We start from the raw sequence: 20,773 nt of genomic DNA on the forward strand, positions 1-20,773 counted from the left end.
GCCATGAAAATGTTGCACACCACATTGCTCGTGATCGGCGGCGGCCCCGGCGGCTACGTCGCGGCGATCCGCGCGGGCCAGCTCGGCGTGAACACGATGCTTGTCGAAGCCGAGTCGCTCGGCGGCACGTGCTTGAACATCGGCTGCATTCCGTCGAAGGCGCTGATCCACGCCGCTGACGAATTTGCGAAGGCGCGCCATTGGAGCGGCGCGTCGTCGGCGATGGGCATCAGTGTCCAGTCGCCATCGATTGACCTTGCGACCACCGTGAAGTGGAAAGACGGCATCGTCGGCAAACTCACGGGCGGCGTCGGCGCTTTGCTGCGCAAGAACGGCGTGAAGGTCGTCAAGGGCTGGGCCACGATTCTTGACGGCAAGACCGTGGAAGTGACCACGGCCGATGGCGAGCCTGCCCGCATCCAGTGCGAGCACCTGTTGCTCGCAACGGGCTCTGTGCCTGTCGAGCTGCCTTTTATGCCGTTCGGCGGCGCGGTGATTTCGTCGACCGAAGCGCTTGCTCCACCGTCGTTGCCCAAGCGACTGGTCGTTGTCGGCGGCGGCTACATCGGGCTCGAACTTGGCATGGCGTATCGCAAGCTGGGGTCAGAGGTGGCGGTCGTTGAAGCGACCGAGCGCATCTTGCCGAGCTACGACGAAGCGTTGACCAAGCCTGTGCTCGCATCGCTGAAGAAGCTCGGCGTCGTGCTGCATCTTGGCTGCTCCGTGCAGGGGCTGGACGAGGGCGGCGGTGTGCGCGTGCGCAGTGCCCATGCCGATGAGTTTGCGTTGCCGGCGGACCGTGTGCTCGTTGCCGTCGGTCGCAAGCCGCGCACCGATGGCTTTGGCCTGGAGTCGCTGCAACTCGATATGGCGGGCCGCGCGATCAAGATCGACAACCAGTGCCGCACCTCGATGCGCAACGTGTGGGCGATTGGCGATGTAGCGGGCGAGCCGATGCTCGCGCACCGTGCGATGGCGCAGGGCGAGATGGTGGCGGAGATCGTGTCGGGCAAGAACCGCCGGTTCGAGCCCGCTGCGATACCGGCCGTGTGCTTTACTGATCCGGAGGTCGTGGTTGTCGGCATGACACCGGATGACGCGAAGAAGGCGGGCCTCGATTGCATCGAGTCGTCGTTCCCGTTGTCGGCCAATGGCCGCGCGATGACGCTGGAGGCCACGGATGGTTTCATTCGCGTGGTCGCGCGCCGCGACAACCATCTCATCATGGGCTGGCAAGCGGTGGGCAGCGGCGTGTCGGAGTTGACGACGGCGTTTTCGCAGTCGATCGAGATGGGTGCACGGCTCGAAGATGTAGGCGGCACGATCCACGCGCACCCGACGCTGGGTGAGGCTGTGCAGGAAGCCGCGTTGCGGGCCTTGGGGCACGCGCTGCATATTTGAGTATGCAGCGGACGTCGCTTTCGTTCAGCGGCCCAACCTGCTGCCAATGTCACGGATCGTCAGCAGTCTCGAAATACTCGCATCAAACGCGCGCTTGAAATCCGGGTCGCCAGCGTAGCGTTTGTACAAGTCCAGCTCGCGGCGGCGCTCAACGCTGACGGCATGTTGAATCAGCCTCTCCAGCGCCAATTGGCGGTTCTGGGCATCGGGATTGTCTTCCACCTGTGCCTTGTAGTCGGCATGGTCCACCACATGCTTGGCAATGTTGATGAACTTGACGCGCTGCTCTTCGGGCGTGGCCTCCCAGCCAGCGAAGTGCCTGTCATTGAAAGCGCGGACGATTTCTTCCAGCGGGTCTTTGTCACCTGGGCCAATGTGCGTGCCACGCACATTCGGGTTTTGCGGCTCCAGCTCGCCTTCGTTCTCATCGAGGCCAATCTTGGCTTCAAGGCGGGAGCGTTCCAGACCGTAGGTGGAGAGATCGACGCTGTTTAGCAGCTCATCGAGCTTGTCCTGGTCGGGGTCTTTGACCTTCAGCTTGGGGACCAAGAACTTCAGGAACCAATGCAGCATTTCCCAGTTCACATTGTTGAAGGGAATGATGGCCGCAATCTGCGCGTAAATCTTGACGAACTGTTTGGCTTTGATCTTGAAGTCGACGCGCTGCTCGTCGTCCAAGTCGGCATCGAAGCGGGCCACGACGGTGTCAATGATGGGGGCGAGTTCTTCGGCTTCGGCACTGGCAAAGAACTTCTCGTTGAAGGTTTTCACCTCTGCCCAGTCGTAGATGCCGAAGCCGTCGAGCGCGTCCTTCAGATCGTGCAAGACGTTCACATTGGTTGGTTCGCTGAGACTGGTGGACGTGTAGAACGGGTCAAATGCCGCCTTGATGTCGTCAACCGAGTTATAGAAGTCGAGCACAAAGGTATCGGTCTTGCCCAGCTTCCAGTTGCAGCGGTTAAGGCGTGAGAGCGCTTGCACTGCCAGAACGCCTTGCAGCTTTTTGTCCACGTACATCGTGTGCAGCATGGGTTCGTCAAATCCGGTCAGGTACTTGTTGGCAACCACCAAAATCTTGGCGTCGTCCTTTTCGAACTCCTCGGGCAAGTCGCGAGCGGAAAAGCCGTTCAAGGCCTCTTCGGTGTGCTTGATGCCATCGACCATCTTCTCGCCAGAGAACGCCACCAGCGCCTTGAACGGCGCATTGGCCTCCTCTAATGCGGTACGGATGGCAAAGAAGTAGCGGACGGCGCATTCGATATTGCGCGTCACCACCATAGCCTTGGCTTTGCCCTTTAACTTCTTGGCCTGCCAGACACTTGCAATGAAGTGATCGACCATGATTTTGGCCTTCACCTCAATGGTCTTGGGGCTGGCTTCGACAAAAGCTTTCAGCCTCTTCTGAGCCTTGACGGTATCGAACAGTGGGTTGTCTTCTACCGACTTCTGCACCTCGTAGTAGCTCTTGTACGTGGTGTACTTCTCCAGCACATCGAGTATGAATTTCTCCTCGATGGCCTGCTTCATTGAATACAGGTGGAAGGGGTAGAACTTGCCGTCAGCGGCTTGGCGGCCAAACTTCTCCAGCGTGGCGGGCTTGGGCGTTGCAGTGAACGCAAAGTAGCTGGCGTTCTTGCTCATCTTGCGCTGGTTCATCGCTGCCAGGATCAGGTCTTGTACGTCCGCTGGTCCGTCGAAATCAGCGTCTTCGTCGCCCGAAAGGGTCTCGTTGACTCTGTCGGCAGCTACGCCGGACTGCGATGAGTGTGCTTCGTCAATGATCACTGCAAATTTTCGCCCAGACAGTTGCCCGATGCCCTCCACGATGAAGGGGAATTTCTGCACTGTGGTGATGATGACTTTCTTGCCGAGCTCGAGGTTGTACTTCAGTTCCTGCGCGCTTTCGCAGTGAGCGACGATGTTCTTGGTTTCTGAGAAGAGCTTGATGTTGTCTTTGAGCTGTGTGTCCAGCACACGCCGGTCCGTCACGACCACCACGGAATCGAAAAGGTTTGCCGTGCCCGTGGTGTCGTACTGCTCCACCAGTTGATAGGCGAGCCAAGTGATGGAGTTGGACTTGCCCGAGCCTGCCGAATGCTGAATCAGGTAGGTTTGCCCTACGCCGTTTTGGCGGGCATCCTCCAATATTCCGCGCACTACATTCAGCTGGTGATAGCGCGGGAAGAAAAGCGTTTTGCGCTCCTTGCCAGTCTTCTTGTCCTTCTCAACGGTGAACTTGGCGAACTGCTCAATGACGTTGGCGAGGCTCTTGCGCGGCAGGATGTCTTGCCACAGGTACGCCGTCTTGTGCCCGCTCGGATTGACCGGGTTGCCCTTGCCATGTTTGTTGCCCTTGTTGAACGGCAGAAAGTTGCTATCGTTGCCCGCGAGTTGGGCGCACATGAAAGCCTCGTCCGGGTCCACCGCGAAGTGCACCAGGCAGCGGCCAAACTCGAACAACGGCTCCTTCGGGTTACGGTCGGTGCGGTACTGGCGAACGGCGTTCTGCACGGTCTGGCCTGTCCACGGGTTCTTGAGTTCCAGCGTCGCCACCGCCAATCCGTTGACGAACAAGGCCATGTCCACCGACTTGAACGTATCAGTCTGGCTGTAATGGACCTGCCGGGTTACGCTAAAGCGGTTGGCTTCGAAGTTGGCTCCAACCTCGGGGTTGAGGTCGTTGTAGGGGAGGCGATACAGCAGGTCGAAGTGGGCATCGTCAATGTCCAGCCCTTTCTTTAGCACGGCCAGCGCGCTGTCTTTTTTGATCTTCTTGTTCAGTCGCTCCAGAACCAGTCGCTGCCAGTTGGGGCGGTCTTTCAGCTTCGCCAATTCCTTGGGCTGCGTGGCTTCCAGGAATTCCCAAAAGAGCTTGGTGTCAACAGCGAATTCCCGGTCAAAGTCAGCCGGATCGCCAACGCGATAGCCGTCCATCGCAAGAGCGTTTTCGATGTGCGACTCGAGTGCGGCTTCGTTGATTTGGCTGACCATTTCGCATCCTTTGTATTCAGACCTTAATCTGACCTAGCACTGTCTCAGATATCAGGCTTGCTCTTAACTCGCGAAATTTGTTGATTTCAATTCGTTGGTGCGAGACTAAACTGTCAATGTTTGAAGTGACGTGATCAAGATAGTTGGCTATGTCGATTTGCTCATTCACTATTGGCGCCGCGATCTTGAGCTTGTGCAGCTTACTTGCTTTGATACCTTGCGCGGTCGAGCCTGTTGCTTCCCTAGCGAGCAAAGACTGAAAATATTGGGACTGCATTGCGTAAATCACGAATCGTGGATTGAGGCGATCCTTGCGAAGTCGGAGCTTTATGATTCGCTGTGCGAAAGCAACGTCGGTGCGATCCACCAGCGCGACTTCTCCCAACGGAGCTTCGGTCGTGAAAATTAGGTCGCCGAGTTCCGGCAGTCCTCTCGCCATGACTTTAGGATAGTCTTTGGGGGATATAAATTCTTCAGAGATCAAGTAGTCTATTTTTCCCCGCTTAATGTTTTTCGCCGTTACGAGGAACACTCCATCTGCCACTTTTTCCGGAGTCTTTCCTCGGTAGTCAACAACTGATCGCGCGTATTTTGTTAAAGGCACCATTTCCCAATTTTCCGGTATGTCGCCAATCCAGTCTAAGCCACTGAAAACTTTGGGGACCTCAGGTCGAATCCCGTGGCTGACGGCCGCATTCGTCAATACATCTTTCTGCATCAAAAGCAGATCAATCAATTTCAATTTCTTTTCTATTGCGGCATCAAATTCCGCAGTCTTAATGTCGAGAAATTTGACTATGCGGGTCTGCTCTGCGTAGGGAGGAGTCGGGACAGGCAACCTCTTGAAATCCCAGAAGTCGATGTTTTGCCTCAAGCCCGATCCCATGCCGTAGAACACCTTCATGGCATCGTAGCTTTCAAGTAGTCTGAAAACGTATTCGGGATTGATCTCAGTCTTGCAGCGCAGTCCGAGATATGCCGAAGTAATCATCCCTTTGTCCTTTGCCAGGCCCACCCGCAAACTTGTCTTATCGTTTTGCAGGTCCGTGGTGCGAATGACAATGTCGCCGGGTTTGATAAGTTGATAGGTTTCGAATGACTCGGGGACTAGGCCCGTCATCTTTTCTTCGGGCTTGACAATGATGCGGCCGTAGCTCAGAGACAAGACGGTCTTTTCAATGAGTTTTTTGTTCCGGTCTTTGTTTTCCTCGAAGCAAGTGAAGCCGGGACGTACCTCCCAATGTGCTGGGATTTCTCCAATCCACTTCACGCCGCTCGGCTTGTACTCTTTGTGTCTCTGCGTCACTTTGCGGCTTTCCTCTTTGGCGGCGACTTGCTGAGCTCCAGCACCTTGACCTGCTTGATGGCAGCGTCAAAGTGCTCCTCCACGGGGCTCTTGGTATTGATAAGTGTTTGCCTGTACTTGTCGAACTCGATCTGGGCTTTCTGCATCGCCTTGTCGTGCGATACGGAGCCTGCGCCAGACAGTACTTCCCGCTCCGTCAGGCGCAGGAACTCGTCAAGCTTGCTGATCCAATCCGTCATGTACATAGGCTTACGGCCCAGTGCTTGCAGTTCGGCGAATTCCAGGTAGAAGTTGACGATGCGGTTCAGCGGGTCAATCTCATCATGGGCCAAGTAGTTCTTGGCAATGGTGGCATCTGTTTTGCGCGGCTTGCCTCCGGCTTGCGCATTCGCCCAGGAGGTCAAGCCCATGTTGGGCTTGCTGGCGTCGGCGCGTTTGAAGACGATTTCTGCGGCAGTGTGCCCATGTGCCGCCCAATGCATCTTGTTCTGGATGGTCGCGAAAAATGCCTGCGAGGCTTCGGCGCTGGGGTCGTAGTCGATGCTGGTCGCATAGATGTCCAGCACCTTGCGCCAAAACATCTTTTCGCTGGAGCGAATGTCGCGAATGCGGGACAACAGCTCGTCGAAGTAGTTGCCGCTGTTGGCACGCTTGAGGCGCTCGTCGTCCATGGCGAACCCCTTGATGAGGTATTCGCGTAGGCGCTGACTTGCCCAAATGCGAAACTGGGTGCCACGGTGCGACTTCACCCGGTAGCCCACCGAGATAATCACGTCCAGGTTGTAGTACGCCACCTTGTAGGTCTTGGCGTCTGCGGCAGTTGTTGCAAAATTTGCAACAACTGAATCTGCCGCCAGTTCGCCCTCATCAAAGACATTCTTGATGTGGCGGGAGATCACCGACTTGTCCCGCTGGAACAACTCTGCCAACTGTGCCAGCGAGAGCCAGACGGTTTCGCCATTGAGCCGAACTTCCAGCCGGGCTTGGCCGTCTTCGGTCGTGTACAGCAGGAACTCACCTTCGGGCGGCAAGGCGCTGACCTGGCTCATGCCTTGACTCCCACAAAGCCGACCAGTTGCTTCAACAGGCCATCGGTTTCCGCTTCCAGCGCCAGGATTTCCCTCGTCACCTCTTCAAGGCTGCGCAGTGGCTTGTGCTTATAGAAGTACTTGTTGAAGCTGATCTCGTACCCAATCACTGTCTTGTCGATGGCAATCCATGCCTCGTCAACGTGCGGCCGTACTTCGCGGATGAAGTATTCGTGAATGACACTTGAAGCCGTTGGAGTCTTGCTCTTGGCCAGCGGCACGTTTTCCGTGTCGCGCAGCTCGCTGTCCGGCTCGTACTCGATGTACTCGCCCGCTTTGCCAGACTGTGGCGACTGGGGCCAATAGCCGTAGTCGCCCAGATGATCAGCAGTGGTCTCCAGCTCGCTGAGCAGCTCCTTGAGCTTTGTGCCGGTGAGCTTGTGCTGCTTCTTGATAACCTTGGCAGCCCGCGGTTCGCGCCAGCTCACTGCGCTCAAAACCTGCTTGCGCTCGGATGCGGAAAGCTTCAACTTCAGGGCGGTACAGGCTTCGTCCGCCATCTTTTCAAACAGGTTGAAATCGAGGTGTTCGTCTGATCCGATCTTGTCGGCGATTTTCTGCGCAGCCAGCATGATGTTGCGTTGAACTTCCCATGTGGTTTGCGCCAGCAGCTCTTTGCGGTTCTTGGGCGACAAGTTGATTTCTTCGCGCTCAATCTGGTTCTCAATGGCTTCGGCGTGGGATTTGAGGTCGGTGTAAACCTCGTCGCCGTACTTGCCGTAAACCCATTCCATGATCTCCTGCATGCCCGGTGTGAAGCGCAGTGTGGCAATGCGCTCAACACTGAACTGCGCGGCAAGGCGCAATGGGCGCTCCACCGTGACCTTGTAGTAGCCAAAGTCCCGGTTGTCGAAGACCTTAGAAATACCGTCGTCGGCAAGGCTCAAGTAGAGCTGGGTGATCTGCTGGATATGCTCAGCAGTGAATTCGCAGTTCTTTTCGCCAAGGTTCTTTCGCAGCTTCTGGTACAGGTTGGATGCGTCGATCAATTGCACCTTGCCTTGCCGCTTCTCCGCTTTGTGGTTGGACAGCAGCCACACATAGGTGGTGATGCCTGTGTTGTAGAACAGGTTGTTCGGCAACTGAATGATCGCTTCGAGGTAGTCACTCTCGATGATGTGGCGGCGGATATTGCTCTCGCCGCTGCCTGCATCGCCAGTGAACAGGGCGGAACCGTTATGCACGGAGGCGATGCGCGAGCCTGAAAACCGGGTGGCGTTCTTGTCGCTCAGGTCTGAGCGCCGCTTCATCTTGTCCACCATCTCCATCAGAAACAGCAGCTGACCGTCTGATGAACGCGGGATGGCGGGGTACAAGTCACGCAGCTCGCCGGTGTAGTCCGTCAGGTTCACCTGAAAGCGATGATCAAGAACCTGCTTGCCTTCGACGATGCCTTTCTGGTCACTTTTCCATGACTTGCCATAGGGCGGGTTGCTCAACATGAAGTCGAAGCGCGTACCAGAGAATTCATTCGTGGCCAGCGTCGAGCCAAACTTGATGTTCTCGGGGTCGTTGCCCTTGATCATCATGTCGGACTTGCAGATGGCATAGGTCTCGGGGTTGATCTCTTTGCCGTACAAGAACACGCCCACCTTGGCCTTGATCTCGCCTTCAGCGTCAGTCACGAAGTCTTGCGACTCGGTCAGCATGCCGCCGCTGCCGCAAGCGGGGTCGTAGATGGTGAGCGGGTTGGGAAGTTGGTCTTTCACCGGGATGAACACCAAATTGGTCATCAGGTTAATGACCTCACGCGGCGTGAAGTGCTCCCCAGCCTCTTCGTTGTTCTCTTCGTTGAACTTGCGGATAAGTTCTTCGAATACATAGCCCATGCCAAGATTTGACAGCCCAGGCTGCGTGCGGCCATCTGGCCCTTTGCGGTCATCGGGGCCGAGGTTGATTTCCTCCGAGACGAATTTCTCGATCACGTCATGCAGCACATCTGATTGCGCCATCTTGCGAATTTGGTTGCGCAAGTCGAACTTGTCGACGATCTCTTTGACGTTGTCTGAAAAGCCATCAAGGTAGTTTTTGAGATTGGCTTCCAGCTGCGACGGGTTGCCCAGCAAGGACTTGAGCGTGAACTTGGACGTGTTGTAGAACACGTAGCCGGAGGCTTCTCGCAGGCCATGGGGGTCGAGGTCAGCCATGTCAGCGTCTTCCCGCTGAAACCGCACTTCCTCCAGCACTGTGTCCTTTGATGGCTCCAGCAGGCAATCCAGGCGGCGCAGGACAAACATCGGCAGGATGACGTCGCGGTACTTGCCGCGAACAAAGACATCACGAAGGCAGTCGTCCGCGATTGACCAGATGAACGAGACGATCTTGTTATGTGTTGAGTGATCCATAGACCCTTGATCTTAGGCCCCGTTCCAAGCAGGGCGAAGCGAGCTGAGACCTCGTCACACCCCCCAGTAGGTGGATGCCGCCTGTCGCGCACCCTGAAAGAAGCCACCCTACAGGTCAGACACCGCAGGCAAGTACAACCCGCCAGCTGTCACGCCACGAGCTGCCCTGATCGCGCGCACCACGGCCATCGCAGTCACCTCCGCAGCCATCGTCCCGAGCGTCATCATCCCCAAGGTCTTGCCTGACTTGCCAGTCCCCAGCGCAAACATCGTGTCGCCGTCGGACATGGTGTGAACCGGGTTGATGCTGCGGGCCAGCCCGTCATGCGACATCGTGGCCACGCGAGTTGCCTGGGCCTTGGTGATGACCGCATCCGTGGCCACGACACCGATCGTCGTGTTTGTTCCGGTGATCAGGGGCTTGGGCGCCTCACCGCGCAGCAACGAGCGCCGCGTGTCGAACAATGATTTGCCGTCGGGCGTGCGTGAACCCGCGATCACGCGGCCTGTATCCGGGTCGATGACATCGCCGAGCGCATTGCACGCCACCAGCGCGCCGACCGTCACGCCATCCACCGTCACCGATGCCGTGCCGATGCCGCCCTTCATCGCGCGATCAATGCCGAACACCTTGCCGATCGCAGCGCCCGCACCGGCGCCAACGCAGCCTTGCGCAGGCGCGTGCACAGAAGCGGCCTCACACGCGGCATAACCTGCCGCAGCGTCCGGCCGGATGGTGGAATCACCCAGGAACAAGTCGAACAGCACGGCGGCAGGAACGAGCGGCAACTTCGCCAGGCCCACCTCCATGCCGACGCCTTGCGCTTCGAGCCAGCGCATCACCCCGCCCGCTGCGTCCAGGCCCCAGGCGCTGCCGCCGGCCAGCAGGACGGCGTGCACACGGTCAACCAGGTTCGTCGGCGAGAGCAGATCCGTCTCACGCGTTCCCGGCGCGGCACCTCGCACATCGACGCCGGCCACCGCGGCGTCGCGAACAATGACGACGCTGCAGCCCGTCGGTCGCCGCGTGTCGGTGAAATGACCGACTTCGATGCCCGCGACATCCGTGATGGAGCCTGCGCTGCGCAGGGATGAGTTTGATGTCGTGCCCATGGCCAATGGTAGCGCCGCAGGCGAGGTCCTACAGCCGTTGCGGCGCATTGCCTGACAGCCGCTCGCCCTTGATCTCCTAACAATGAGGGCATTGCGCACCAGACTTCCCAAGGAAACTCCATGAACACAGAAACCACCGACAACTACACCGCCACCAGCCCCTCCGCCGTGCTCAACGGCGCAAACAGCGACGGCACCGTGCGCAAGGTCGCGCAAAAGGCGCACAACGCTGTCGACTCGATCGAGCAGGTCGTCGGCAAGAGCGCCGAGCACGTGGTGAGCTGGCAGCAGGAATACGGCAACCTTGCCCGCGAACAAGTGCGCGCCAACCCGCTGGCAATCGTCGTCGGCGCGTTCGCCATCGGTTACCTGTTCGCCAAGATCTAAGCCACTGATCCAGGCGGCTACGATGTCCTGATGACATCGGCAGGCCGCTGGGCACCCGCTTCACGAGGCATTGCTGCGGCGCTGGCTGCAGCCATGCTTTTTGGCGCCGGAACGCCGCTGGCCAAGCTGTTGCTCGCGCACGCGAGCCCATGGCTGCTGGCGGCGTTGCTGTATCTGGGCTCGGGCACAGGCCTGTGGCTGTTTCGCCTGCTGCGCGGCAAGCCGCGCGTGACCTTGCCGCGCGGCCAGGCGCGCTGGCTGGCGGCAGCCGTGGTGGCCGGTGGTGTGTGCGGCCCCGTCTTGCTGATGCAGGGCCTTGCGCTGACTACTGCATCCACGTCTTCGCTGCTGCTCAATGCAGAGGGCGTCCTCACGGCGCTGATCGCCTGGATCGTCTTTCGTGAAAACGTCGACAAGCGCATTGCCGCTGGCATGCTCGCCATCGTGGCCGGCGGCTTGGTACTCGCATGGCCATCAGAGCTCGCGTGGTCGGGCGACTGGCGTGGTCCGGCCTTGATCGTGGCCGCGTGCCTGGCCTGGGCGATCGACAACAACCTCACCCGAAAGGTGTCACTGGCCGACGCCTCGTGGGTCGCGATGGTCAAAGGGCTGTGCGCGGGTGCGACCAACCTGGCGCTCGCGCTGCTCACGGGCGCGCAGTGGCCTTCCTGGCACGTGGTGCTGGGCGCCGGCCTTGTCGGCTTTGCCAGCTATGGGGTGAGCCTGACGCTCTTCGTGGTGGCGCTGCGCGAACTCGGAACGGCCAGAACGGGCGCGTATTTTTCTGTCGCACCGTTTTTTGGTGCGGTGCTTGCCATCGCACTGCTCGGCGACGCCGTCACCACGCCGCTCGTCGCTGCTTTTGTGTTGATGGCCGTGGGCGTTGCGCTGCACCTGGCTGAGCGGCATGCGCATGCCCACTCGCACTCGCCGATGGAACACACGCATGCCCATGTGCATGGCGCGAGCGACCCGCACCACGACCATGCGCATGAATCATTCGTGGCGCCGGGCACGCGCCACAGTCATCCCCACCAGCATGAGCCGCTTGTTCACACGCATGCGCACTTTCCGGATGCGCATCACCGGCACGAACACTGAGGGCCCTGGCGCGCTAGCGAATGGCCACGGGTGGGGGTAGCTGCATTGCGCGCGCCTGCATCACGGTGCGCACCCTGTCGGGGTAGTCGCTGATGATTTCGTCCACGCCCCAGCCGATCAGGCGCTCGATGTCTGCAGGCGCATTGATGGTCCACGGAATCACTTTCAAGCCCAGCTCATGCGCTTGCTGGGGCCCGCGGCGCAGGCGACGCCCATGGCGAGCGCCAGGCCCGCACGCACAGCGGCGCCGGTGAACAATTGGGTGAATGCCATGGCGGCATTCTGCATCCAGCCGTGGCGCACTGCTATAACTTGGTGAACTGTCAAAACAGGGGTTGCCTCATGGCTGAGCGGATCAGTGGCGAAGCGTTTGTCCAGGAAGGCGGTTGCGATTGCCGCACCGTCCGCTATCGCATGGAGTCGCGCCCGATGTTCGTCAACTGCTGCCACTGCCGCTGGTGCCAGCGCGAGAGCGGCTCTGCATTTGCAATCAACGCCATGATCGAAGCAGACCGCGTGACGCTGCTGGCAGGCACGCCGGAAGTCATCGACACACCGTCGGCCAGCGGCCGTGGCCAGCGGGTGTCGCGGTGCCCGCATTGCAAGGTGGCCGTGTGGAGCAACTATTCGGGCGCCGGTGCGTCCGTGCACTTCATTCGCGTCGGCACGCTGGACAACCCTGACGTGCTGCCACCCGACATCCATATCTTCACCACCACCAAGCAGCCGTGGGTGGTATTGCCGCCCGGCGTGCCGGTGATGGACGAGTACTACGACGCAAACGTGCATTGGCCGCCTGAGAGCCTGGAGCGGCGCGCTGCGTTGCGTGCGCGGTCAGCCGGATAATTTCGCCATGCCCCGCTATCCACAGAACGTTGCGCCTGCGTATCACGCGCATATCTACTTCGACGCTGCCACGCTCGAGCAGGCCAAGGCCTTGCGCGAAGAAGCGGGGCGACGCTTCCAGGTGCAGCTGGGCCGCGTGCACGAAAAAGAAGTGGGCCCGCACCCGCGATGGAGCAGCCAGATCGCGTTTGACGCCAGCGAGTTCGACAGGATCGTGCCGTGGCTCGATGCGCATCGCAACGGGCTCGATATCTTCGTGCATGGCTTGTCGGGCGACGACCTCGCCGATCACACCACGCACGCCTACTGGCTGGGCAATGAGTGGCCGCTCAAGCTGGAGATGTTCCGCTGATGGCGCGGGCGTCAACGGATCTTTTCGATCTGTACCTGCAGCCCGATTTTTTCGACCCGCCGACGTGCCAGCGAGTCCTGGCGGACTTGGTCAATGCCGCGGGCGAGCAGGCCGCTGTGTATGGCGTGAGCGAAGGCGGTGTTGTCGACGAGCGCGTGCGCAAAGTCATGCGGCTTGCGCCTTCGCGCGCGACTGTCGATTTCGTGGAGAGCCGGCTGATGCAGGCTCGCGTGGCTATCGCAGCACACTTCAGGCTGGAGTTGGCCGGCTGTGAAGCGCCGCAATTCCTGTGCTATGGCGAGGGCGGCCATTTCGTGGCGCACCAGGGCGGCGGCACGGGCATGTTGCGCTCGCATGCCGAGCAATCGCGCAAGGCCTCGGTCGTCATCTTCCTCAACGCGCCCTGCGAAGATGACCAGGCGGGCACCTACGCCGGAGGCTCGCTGGTCTTCACCGAGTGGCGCGCGAACCGCACCAATGGGCGCTTTGACTTGCGCGCTGGGGCGGGCTCGCTCGTGGCGTTCCTGCCGGACACCACGCATGAAGTCACGCCGGTCACGCGGGGTGAGCGCTATTCGATCGCGACGTGGTACTGGTGATCGTCAGTCCATCCGCGCGCCAGACTTCTTCACGGCGTCGGCCCACCGGGGCATTTCAGCATTGAGAAACTTGCCGAAATCCTCGCTGCCGAGGAAGGCAGGGTCTGCCCCCTGTGCAACCATTCGATTGCGGATGTCGGGTGTCGCAAGCACCTGGCGGAACGCGTCGCTCAATTTCGCGGTCACGTCTTTGGGCAGACCTGCAGGCGCCAGAAAGCCGTAGAAGCCGACCACCTCGAAGTCCTTGAGGCCGGTTTCCATCACGGTTGGAATGTCCGGCAGCGCAGGATTGCGCTCGCGGCTGGTGACCGCCAGCGCTCTGACCTTGCCTTGCTTGTGATAGTTCGCGGCTTGCGGAATCGACTCTGCCATGAACTGCACCTGGCCGCCCATCAGGTCGGTGAAGGCCGGTGCACTGCCGCGATAGGGAATGTGCACGAGAAAAAGTCCGGTGGCGCTCTTGAACATTTCGGGCACCAGGTGGCTGATACCGCCGTTGCCGGCCGAGCCGTAATTCACCTGGCCCGGTCGCGCCCGCGCGTACGCAACGAATTCATTGAGCGACTTCACCGGAAGGCTCGTGTTCACGAGCAATGCGAGCGGCTGCATGGCAGTGCGTGCGATCGGTGTGAAGTCGCGCGTGGTCTGGTAGGGCAGCTTGCTGTAGAGCGCGGGGTTGATCACCATCACGCCGGTGTTGGCCAGCATGAGTGTGTAGCCGTCTGGCGCAGCTTTCATCACGTCCTGTGCGCCTACGGTGCCGCCTGCACCTGCCTTGTAGTCGATGATGACCGGCTGGCCCAGCACCGCCTGCAGCCGTTCACTCAGCAGCCGCGCATGCTGGTCCAGGGGGCCGCCCGCAGGAAAGCCGATGACGATGCGGATGGGCTTTTCGGGAAAGGCAGCGTGCGCGCTCCAGCTGGCAGCAAGCAGGACGAGCGTGATGATGCGCTGGGTGAATGTCATTGCAGTTTGTCCCCTCGGGTCTGGTTGGCGACACATGATAGGGCGATTCCCTGATGCCTTTGCCCCAGTGCGCAGCTAGCCTGAATTCATGCAGCAGCGTCCCCACTACAAGTTCTGGCCCAAGCGGCTTCCCCATTCACTCACCGCTGCGGCCACCACGCTGTGGGACAACCTGGAGACCAGCGCGCGCCGTTTTCCCGACAAGGCAGCACTGGTGTTTTTCGGCACCCCCATCACCTATCGCGAAGCCGTGCGCATCGCCGAACGCCTGGCAGCGCGCCTGCACGCGCTGGGCGTGCAAAAGGGCGACCGCGTGGTGCTCGACATGCAGAACTGCCCGCAGCTCGTTATTGCGCACTTTGCGATCCTGCGGGCCAACGCGGTGGTCGTCCCGGTGAACCCGATGAATCGCGCCGAAGAGCTCAAGCACTACATCACCGATCCGGGCACCAAAGTTGCCATCACCACGAGCGACCTGGCGCCCGAGCTTGCCCGGGCCAGCGATACGTTGCCGCCGCAAGACCGCCTGAGCCACATCATCGCGACGCATTTCACCGACACCTTCGATCCCGATGCGCCGCACCGTGACGTGATGCCCGATGCGTGGCGCGACTGGCTGCTGACGCGGCACGCATTGCCTGCGCTTGCCGGTGGCAGCGTGATGTTGTGGAGCGACGCGATCGACAACGAATTGCCTGTGCCTGCGCTCACGGCTGTGCCCAGCGACCTGGCCATCCTGCCGTACACCAGCGGCACGACGGGCCTGCCCAAGGGCTGCATGCACCCGCACAGCAGCATCATGCACAACGCGATGGCCAGCTCCATCTGGGGCAACGGCACCGCCGAGAGTGTGGTGCTGCTGGTCGCCCCGATGTTTCATGTCACTGGCATGGTCAGCGTGATGCATTCACAGATATATAGTGGCGCGACGCTGATCGTCATGCCGCGCTGGGACCGCGACCTGGCCGGCCGCCTGATCTCGCGCTGGCGCGTGACGGCGTGGACCAACATTCCCACCATGGTGATCGACCTGCTCGCCAGCCCGAACTTCGAGCAGTTCGACCTGTCGACCCTGCTGCACATCGGCGGTGGCGGCGCCGCGATGCCGCAGGCGGTGGCGCAGCGCCTGTTCGAACAGTTCGGCCTTCGCTATGTCGAAGGCTACGGCCTGACCGAGACGTCCGCGCCTTCGCACAGCAACCCGCCTGACGACCCGAAGCAGCAATGCCTGGGCATTCCGTTCATGAGCTGCGATGCGCGCGTGGTCGATCCATTGACGCTTGAAGAGATGCCTGTGGGCGAGCAGGGCGAGATCATCATGCGTGGGCCGATGGTGTTTTCGGGCTACTGGAAGCGGCCCGACGCGACCGAGGCGGCGTTCGTCGAATTCCAGGGGCAGCGCTACTTTCGCTCCGGCGATCTGGGCTATGTCGATGAAGACGGCTATTTCTTCCTCACGGACCGCTTGAAGCGGATGATCAACGCGGCCGGCTTCAAGGTGTGGCCCGCCGAGGTCGAGGCGCTGATGTTCAAGCACCCGGCCATCCAGGAGGCGTGCGTCATCTCCACCCGGGACAGCTATCGCGGCGAATCGGTCAAGGCGGTCGTGGTGCTTCGCCCCAGCCACAAAGGCAAGGTGAGCGAAGAAGAGATCATTGCGTGGTGCCGCGAGAACATGGCCGTCTACAAGATGCCGCGCGTCGTGCAGTTCGTCGATGCGCTGCCCAAGAGCGGCAGCGGCAAGGTCATGTGGCGGATGCTGCAGGAGGCCGAGCGCGATTGAACTCGTGGTGCGGCCCGCGTAGACTGGGCCGGACCACGCGACCCTTTGTCCGAAGACAAGCGACCACACGAACGGCGGAACCGATGAGCAACGTGCCAGCACCCAGCACCGGCTGGAAGGAAGTCATCGCAGCTGATGAGCAGCAGCGCTACGAGGGTTTCGCGCAGCAGTTCGCGCAGATCCAGAAGCACAAGGCCAAGCGCTGGGGTGTCGGCCGGACGCTGCACCGCAAGCAGATCACCGCCGCGCATGGCACACTGGAAGTGCTGGACGGCATTCCGGAGTTTGCCCGCCACGGCCTGTTCGCGATCCCGCACACCTTCGAGGTGTGGGTGCGCCTGTCCAACGGCGGCTTCGACCGCGCGCGTGACAGCATGCCCGACGTGCGCGGCTTCGCCTTCCGGGTGCTGGGCGTCGAAGGTGATTCGGCGCTGGGCAACGGGCCCGCCAGGAGCCAGGACTTCACGCTGATCAACCACGAGGCGTTCTCGTTTTCGGGCAGCACGGAGTTTGTCGATTTCGCCGTGGCGGCTTCGCGCGGCGGCGGCGCGCTGCTCAAGTACGTTTTCACGCGATACGGCCTGATCGGCGGCCCGAAGATGCTGGCCAAGGTCCTTTCCATCGCCAAAAAGCCATTCAGCGGTTTCGCGACCGAGGCGCTGTTCAGCAGCGTGCCGATGGCCTGCGGACCCTACGCCGTGCGTGTGCGGCTGGTGCCCGGTGAGTCCAATGGGCCGCCCACACCGGGCGCAAGCGCCGACTGGGCTGCAGATTTCAGCCAGCGGCTGGCGCAAGGCCCCTTGCACTGGGACCTGCAGCTGCAGTATTTCTCCAGCGAAGGGCTCACGCCCATCGAGGACGCGTCCGTCAACTGGCCCACGCCCTACGCCACGGTCGCGCGCCTCATGCTGCCGCCGCAAAACACGGCGTCCCCGTCGGGCTGGGCGCTTGCGCAGGAAGTCGAGGGCACGGTGATCGATCCGTGGCAGGCGCTGCAAGCGCACCGGCCGCTGGGCGATGTGCAGCGTGCGCGCAAAGTGGTGTACTTCGCCAGCCAGAAGGGGCGCGGCGCCGCTTGAAGCCCGGGCGGGCCGGCCGGTGGGCTTGCAGTGACAGCCAGGTGGGAGCGGGCGCCAGCTGAACTGTCGGAGATTGACTACAACGGGCCGACAGTGATGCCCCTACGATCACCCGTCACCACACCATTTGCAACGCTTCGACCGATGACTCCATTTCCACCAAACGTCAAACTGCCCGACCAGGCACGCGCGTCCACTGGGGTTGCAGGGCTCGACGACATTCTGGGCGGAGGTCTGCCCACGACACACCTGTACCTCGCCGAAGGCAAGCCGGGCTCGGGCAAGACCACGCTGGGCCTGCAGTTCCTTTTGCGCGGCGTTGCCGATGGCGAGGCAGGTCTTTACATCACGCTGTCCGAGACTTCGCAGGAACTGCACATCGTGGCGGCGTCGCACGGCTGGAGCCTCAAGGGCGTTGAAGTCTTCGAGCTGGTCGAGACCACGGGCCTGAGCCCGGATGCCGAGCAGTCCATCCTGCACCCCTCGGAAGTCGAGCTGGGTGAGATGACTCGCGGCGTCATGGCCGCTGTCGACCGCGTCAAGCCGGCGCGGGTGGTGTTCGACAGTCTTTCAGAGGTGCGCCTGCTTGCCCAGAGCTCGATGCGTTACCGGCGTCAGGTGCTTGCACTCAAGAGTTTTTTCGCGGCCCGCAGCTGCACGGTGCTGATGCTCGATGACTACACCGCGGAACATGACGATCTGCAACTGCAGAGCATCGCCCATGGCGTGATCCAGCTTGGCAAATCTGCCGGCCAGTACGGGCCGGAGCGCCGCAGCCTGCGCGTCGTCAAGATGCGCGGCATCCGTTTTCGCGGTGGGGACCACGACTTCAATCTTGATACGGGCGGCCTGTCGGTCTATCCGCGACTTGTCGCGGCCGAGCACCGCGCCGCCGTCAACCACGCCCTTGTCAGTGCGGGCACCGAAGGATTCGACGCGCTTCTGGGCGGCGGGCTGGCGCGCGGGAGCAACACCCTTTTCATGGGGCCGTCTGGCGTGGGCAAGACAACAACAGCGCTGTCGTGTGCACGCGCTGCCCTCCAGCGCGGCGAGAGCGTCGCCTACTACCTGTTCGACGAAGGGCTGGCCACGCTGTTGACACGCTCGCGCTCGCTGGGCATGGAGATCGACTCGTACATCGAGGAAGGCAGCCTGCAGATCCAGGCGCTCGATCCCGCCCAGGTGTCGCCGGGCCAGTTTGCCAACATGGTTCGCAGTGCGGTGGAGGAGCGCGGGGTGCAGATGGTCGTCATCGACAGCCTCAATGCCTACATGCACGCGATGGCCGGCGACAAACATCTTCTGCTGCAGGTGCACGAGTTGCTCGCCTACCTGAACCAGCGTGAAGTCATCACGATTCTCGTGCTCGGCATGCACGGGATGATTGGCGACATTCGAAGCGATGTGGACTTGAGCTACCTCAGCGACGGCATCGTGCTGTTCCGCTTTTTCGAGGCGCGTGGCGCACTTCTGAAGGCCGTGTCGGTCGTCAAGAGCCGCACAAGCGCGCATGAAGCCACCATTCGCGAATTCCGGCTCGGCTTCGGTGGGCTGGAGATCGGCCACGCACTGACCGACTTTGAAGGGGTGCTGACGGGCGCTCCTTCGTACCGGGGCTCGCATCTCATGCTTGGCGAAGCCGAGAAGGCGGCGGTCGCCTGATGGAGTTGCGCGTACTCATTCACGCCCCGTTTGGCCGCGACGCCCAGGTGATCAAGAGCGTCATCGGGCAGACGCACAAGGTGGTGCTTTGCAGCGCACGGGATGAGCTCCTCGCAGCCATTCAAGAGGGTGCGGCCGCGGCCATCATCACAGAAGAATCCATCACGGACGGCGCGCTCCTGCAGGACCTGGGCGCGTGGCTCACGTCGCAGCCCTCGTGGTCCGACTTTCCTTTTATCGTGCTGTCCAACCATGAGCCGGGGCCGCGGTCGGTGCAGGCGATCAGCATCCTGCACGCATTGGGCAACGTGATCCTGCTGGAGCGCCCGCTCAACGCGCAGACGCTTTCCAGCGCGGCAGATGCCGCCGTGCGCGCGCGCCGCCGGCAGTACGCCACGCGCCAGCATCTGGACGAGATCGGCCTGGCGCGCCGCGAAGTCGAGCGGCTCAACAGCGAGCTTGAAGAGCGCATCGAGGCGCGCACGCATGAACTGGGCAATGCGAACAACCGGCTGATGAAGGAAATCGCCGAGCGCGAGAAGGCGCAGAGCGCGCTCGTGCAGTCGCAGAAGATGGAAGCCATCGGCCGTCTCACGGGTGGGATTGCGCATGACTTCAACAACCTGCTTCATGTGGTGAACATGAACCTGGAACTGATCTCGCTGTATGCGAAGGAAGAGAAGGTGCGGCCCGTCGTCGAGCGTGCAAAGGCCGCCTCCAAACGCGGCGCGAAGCTGACCGGGCAGCTGCTGTCTTTTGCGCGCAACCAGTCGCTCTCACCCAAGCTCACGCACGTCAACAAACTGCTGCTGGGCATCAAGGATCTGCTGGAGATCTCGGCCGGCTCCTCCGTGCAAGTGCAGCTGGACCTGTGCGAGCACCCCGCGATGATTGTGGTCGACCCCAGCCAGCTCGAGATGGCCGTGCTCAACCTGGCGGTCAACTCGCGCGACGCGATGCCCGAGGGCGGCTCGCTTCACATTGCGACCGGTGTGCGCCATGTGGCCAAGGATGAAGACCAGCTCAAGGCAGGCGACTATGTGGTGGTGACCGTGACCGATACGGGTGCCGGCATCGCACCGCAGTTGCTCAGCAAAGTCTTCGATCCGTTCTTCACCACCAAGCCCACCGGCAGCGGCACCGGGCTTGGTTTGAGCCAGGTCTACGGCTTCGCGCGGCAGTCCAACGGGGTCGCGTTCATTCGCAGCGAGCTCGGCTCGGGCACGACGGTGGAGATGTATTTCCCTGCCGCCGTCGAAGACGAAGCCGAGTGGCAGGAACAGGTGAGTGCGCCATCAATACCGGCGCGGGCCAACCTGCACAAGGTGCTGGTCGTCGAAGACGATGCCGATGTGCGCGGCGTCATTGTCGAGTGCCTGGGCCTCATTGGTTACGCAGTGACCGAGGCCGCCAATGGCACGGAGGGCCTGGCGGCGCTGCGGCGCGACCGGCCTGATGTGCTCGTGGTCGACTACGCCATGCCGGACATGACGGGCGCTGAAGTGATCAAGCAGGCGCGCGAGCTCCTGGGTGACGACTTGCCAGTCATCCTGGCCACAGGCTATGCGGACATGGCCGCTGTCGAGCGACTGGCCGGCAAGCCCATCCTGCTGCGCAAGCCGTTCGACATCAAATCGCTGGGCGCTGCAGTGGCACAGGCGCTTGAGGCGACGCGCGAACGCGCCGGCGCCTGAAACCCGATCGAAGGGCCTGCGCGGTGCGCCGGGGTTGCAGCCGCTGCCATGCACAATAGC

The 20,773-nt window shown here is 61.2% G+C and carries 17 protein-coding genes; 10 read left to right on the top strand and 7 right to left on the bottom strand.

Annotated features, from left to right (window positions below; translation table 11 throughout):
- Positions 1–3: 3 nt before the first annotated feature.
- Positions 4–1,401 (top strand): dihydrolipoyl dehydrogenase, encoded by a 1,398-nt coding sequence (gene lpdA / locus GHT07_RS04510; protein ID WP_153583876.1) that lies wholly within the window; start codon positions 4–6, stop codon positions 1,399–1,401.
- A gap of 24 nt (positions 1,402–1,425) precedes the next feature.
- On the opposite strand, the gene GHT07_RS04515 is transcribed toward lpdA, so the two are convergent.
- From GHT07_RS04515 to GHT07_RS04535, 5 genes are all read right to left on the bottom strand, one after another.
- Positions 1,426–4,392 (bottom strand): type I restriction endonuclease subunit R, encoded by a 2,967-nt coding sequence (locus GHT07_RS04515; protein ID WP_153583877.1) that lies wholly within the window; start codon positions 4,390–4,392, stop codon positions 1,426–1,428.
- 16 nt (positions 4,393–4,408) lie between these two features.
- Positions 4,409–5,698 (bottom strand): restriction endonuclease subunit S, encoded by a 1,290-nt coding sequence (locus tag GHT07_RS04520; protein ID WP_153583878.1) that lies wholly within the window; start codon positions 5,696–5,698, stop codon positions 4,409–4,411.
- Entirely contained in the window at positions 5,695–6,747 is a 1,053-nt protein-coding gene (locus GHT07_RS04525) for a virulence RhuM family protein (protein WP_153583879.1), read from the bottom strand. The genes GHT07_RS04520 and GHT07_RS04525 overlap by 4 nt, the downstream gene beginning before the upstream one ends.
- The gene (locus GHT07_RS04530) at positions 6,744–9,131 is read right to left on the bottom strand and encodes a type I restriction-modification system subunit M (protein WP_153583880.1); all 2,388 of its coding nucleotides are present in this window, start codon (positions 9,129–9,131) and stop codon (positions 6,744–6,746) included. Before GHT07_RS04530 ends, GHT07_RS04525 begins: the two co-directional genes overlap by 4 nt.
- Positions 9,132–9,239: 108 nt before the next feature.
- Positions 9,240–10,244: a P1 family peptidase gene (locus tag GHT07_RS04535; RefSeq protein WP_153583881.1), complete on the bottom strand. Its 1,005-nt coding sequence runs from the start codon at positions 10,242–10,244 to the stop codon at positions 9,240–9,242.
- A 120-nt stretch (positions 10,245–10,364) separates the two neighbouring features.
- Between GHT07_RS04535 and GHT07_RS04540 the strand changes: the two genes are divergently transcribed.
- The gene (locus GHT07_RS04540; RefSeq protein ID WP_153583882.1) at positions 10,365–10,631 is read left to right on the top strand and encodes a hypothetical protein; all 267 of its coding nucleotides are present in this window, start codon (positions 10,365–10,367) and stop codon (positions 10,629–10,631) included.
- A 30-nt stretch (positions 10,632–10,661) separates the two neighbouring features.
- On the top strand, positions 10,662–11,732 hold the full coding sequence (locus tag GHT07_RS04545; protein ID WP_153583883.1) for a DMT family transporter: 1,071 nt from the start codon (positions 10,662–10,664) through the stop codon (positions 11,730–11,732).
- A gap of 13 nt (positions 11,733–11,745) precedes the next feature.
- On the opposite strand, the gene GHT07_RS04550 is transcribed toward GHT07_RS04545, so the two are convergent.
- Positions 11,746–11,895 carry a hypothetical protein gene (locus GHT07_RS04550; RefSeq protein WP_323740805.1) on the bottom strand — a complete coding sequence of 50 codons (150 nt, stop codon included), beginning with the start codon at positions 11,893–11,895 and terminating at the stop codon, positions 11,746–11,748.
- A 179-nt stretch (positions 11,896–12,074) separates the two neighbouring features.
- Here GHT07_RS04550 and GHT07_RS04555 point away from each other — a divergent pair, with 179 nt between their 5' ends.
- Genes GHT07_RS04555 through GHT07_RS04565 form a run of 3 tightly spaced genes read left to right on the top strand, consistent with a single transcriptional unit; the run spans position 12,075 to position 13,529 of the window.
- Entirely contained in the window at positions 12,075–12,578 is a 504-nt protein-coding gene (locus GHT07_RS04555; RefSeq protein WP_153583885.1) for a GFA family protein, read from the top strand.
- A gap of 7 nt (positions 12,579–12,585) precedes the next feature.
- Positions 12,586–12,930, top strand: coding sequence for a DOPA 4,5-dioxygenase family protein (locus tag GHT07_RS04560; protein WP_153583886.1), 345 nt, complete (start codon positions 12,586–12,588; stop codon positions 12,928–12,930).
- On the top strand, positions 12,930–13,529 hold the full coding sequence (locus GHT07_RS04565) for a 2OG-Fe(II) oxygenase (RefSeq protein WP_153583887.1): 600 nt from the start codon (positions 12,930–12,932) through the stop codon (positions 13,527–13,529). The genes GHT07_RS04560 and GHT07_RS04565 overlap by 1 nt, the downstream gene beginning before the upstream one ends.
- Positions 13,530–13,532: 3 nt before the next feature.
- On the opposite strand, the gene GHT07_RS04570 is transcribed toward GHT07_RS04565, so the two are convergent.
- Complete coding sequence (locus GHT07_RS04570) at positions 13,533–14,495, bottom strand: Bug family tripartite tricarboxylate transporter substrate binding protein (protein ID WP_153583888.1); 963 nt, start codon at positions 14,493–14,495, stop codon at positions 13,533–13,535.
- Between the two features lie 88 nt (positions 14,496–14,583).
- Between GHT07_RS04570 and GHT07_RS04575 the strand changes: the two genes are divergently transcribed.
- From GHT07_RS04575 to GHT07_RS04590, 4 genes are all read left to right on the top strand, one after another.
- Positions 14,584–16,278 (top strand): long-chain fatty acid--CoA ligase, encoded by a 1,695-nt coding sequence (locus GHT07_RS04575; protein WP_153583889.1) that lies wholly within the window; start codon positions 14,584–14,586, stop codon positions 16,276–16,278.
- A gap of 83 nt (positions 16,279–16,361) precedes the next feature.
- Positions 16,362–17,357, top strand: coding sequence for a catalase family protein (locus GHT07_RS04580; protein WP_153583890.1), 996 nt, complete (start codon positions 16,362–16,364; stop codon positions 17,355–17,357).
- 144 nt (positions 17,358–17,501) lie between these two features.
- Positions 17,502–19,019, top strand: a complete 1,518-nt coding sequence (locus GHT07_RS04585) for an ATPase domain-containing protein (RefSeq protein WP_153583891.1) — start codon at positions 17,502–17,504, stop codon at positions 19,017–19,019.
- A complete protein-coding gene (locus GHT07_RS04590; protein WP_153583892.1) occupies positions 19,019–20,713 on the top strand; it encodes an ATP-binding protein in 1,695 nt (564 codons plus the stop codon). Before GHT07_RS04585 ends, GHT07_RS04590 begins: the two co-directional genes overlap by 1 nt.
- Positions 20,714–20,773 lie beyond the last annotated feature (60 nt).

The organism is Caenimonas koreensis DSM 17982 (assembly GCF_009646335.1).
In the GTDB taxonomy this organism is placed as follows: Bacteria; Pseudomonadota; Gammaproteobacteria; order Burkholderiales; family Burkholderiaceae_C; genus Ramlibacter; species Ramlibacter koreensis.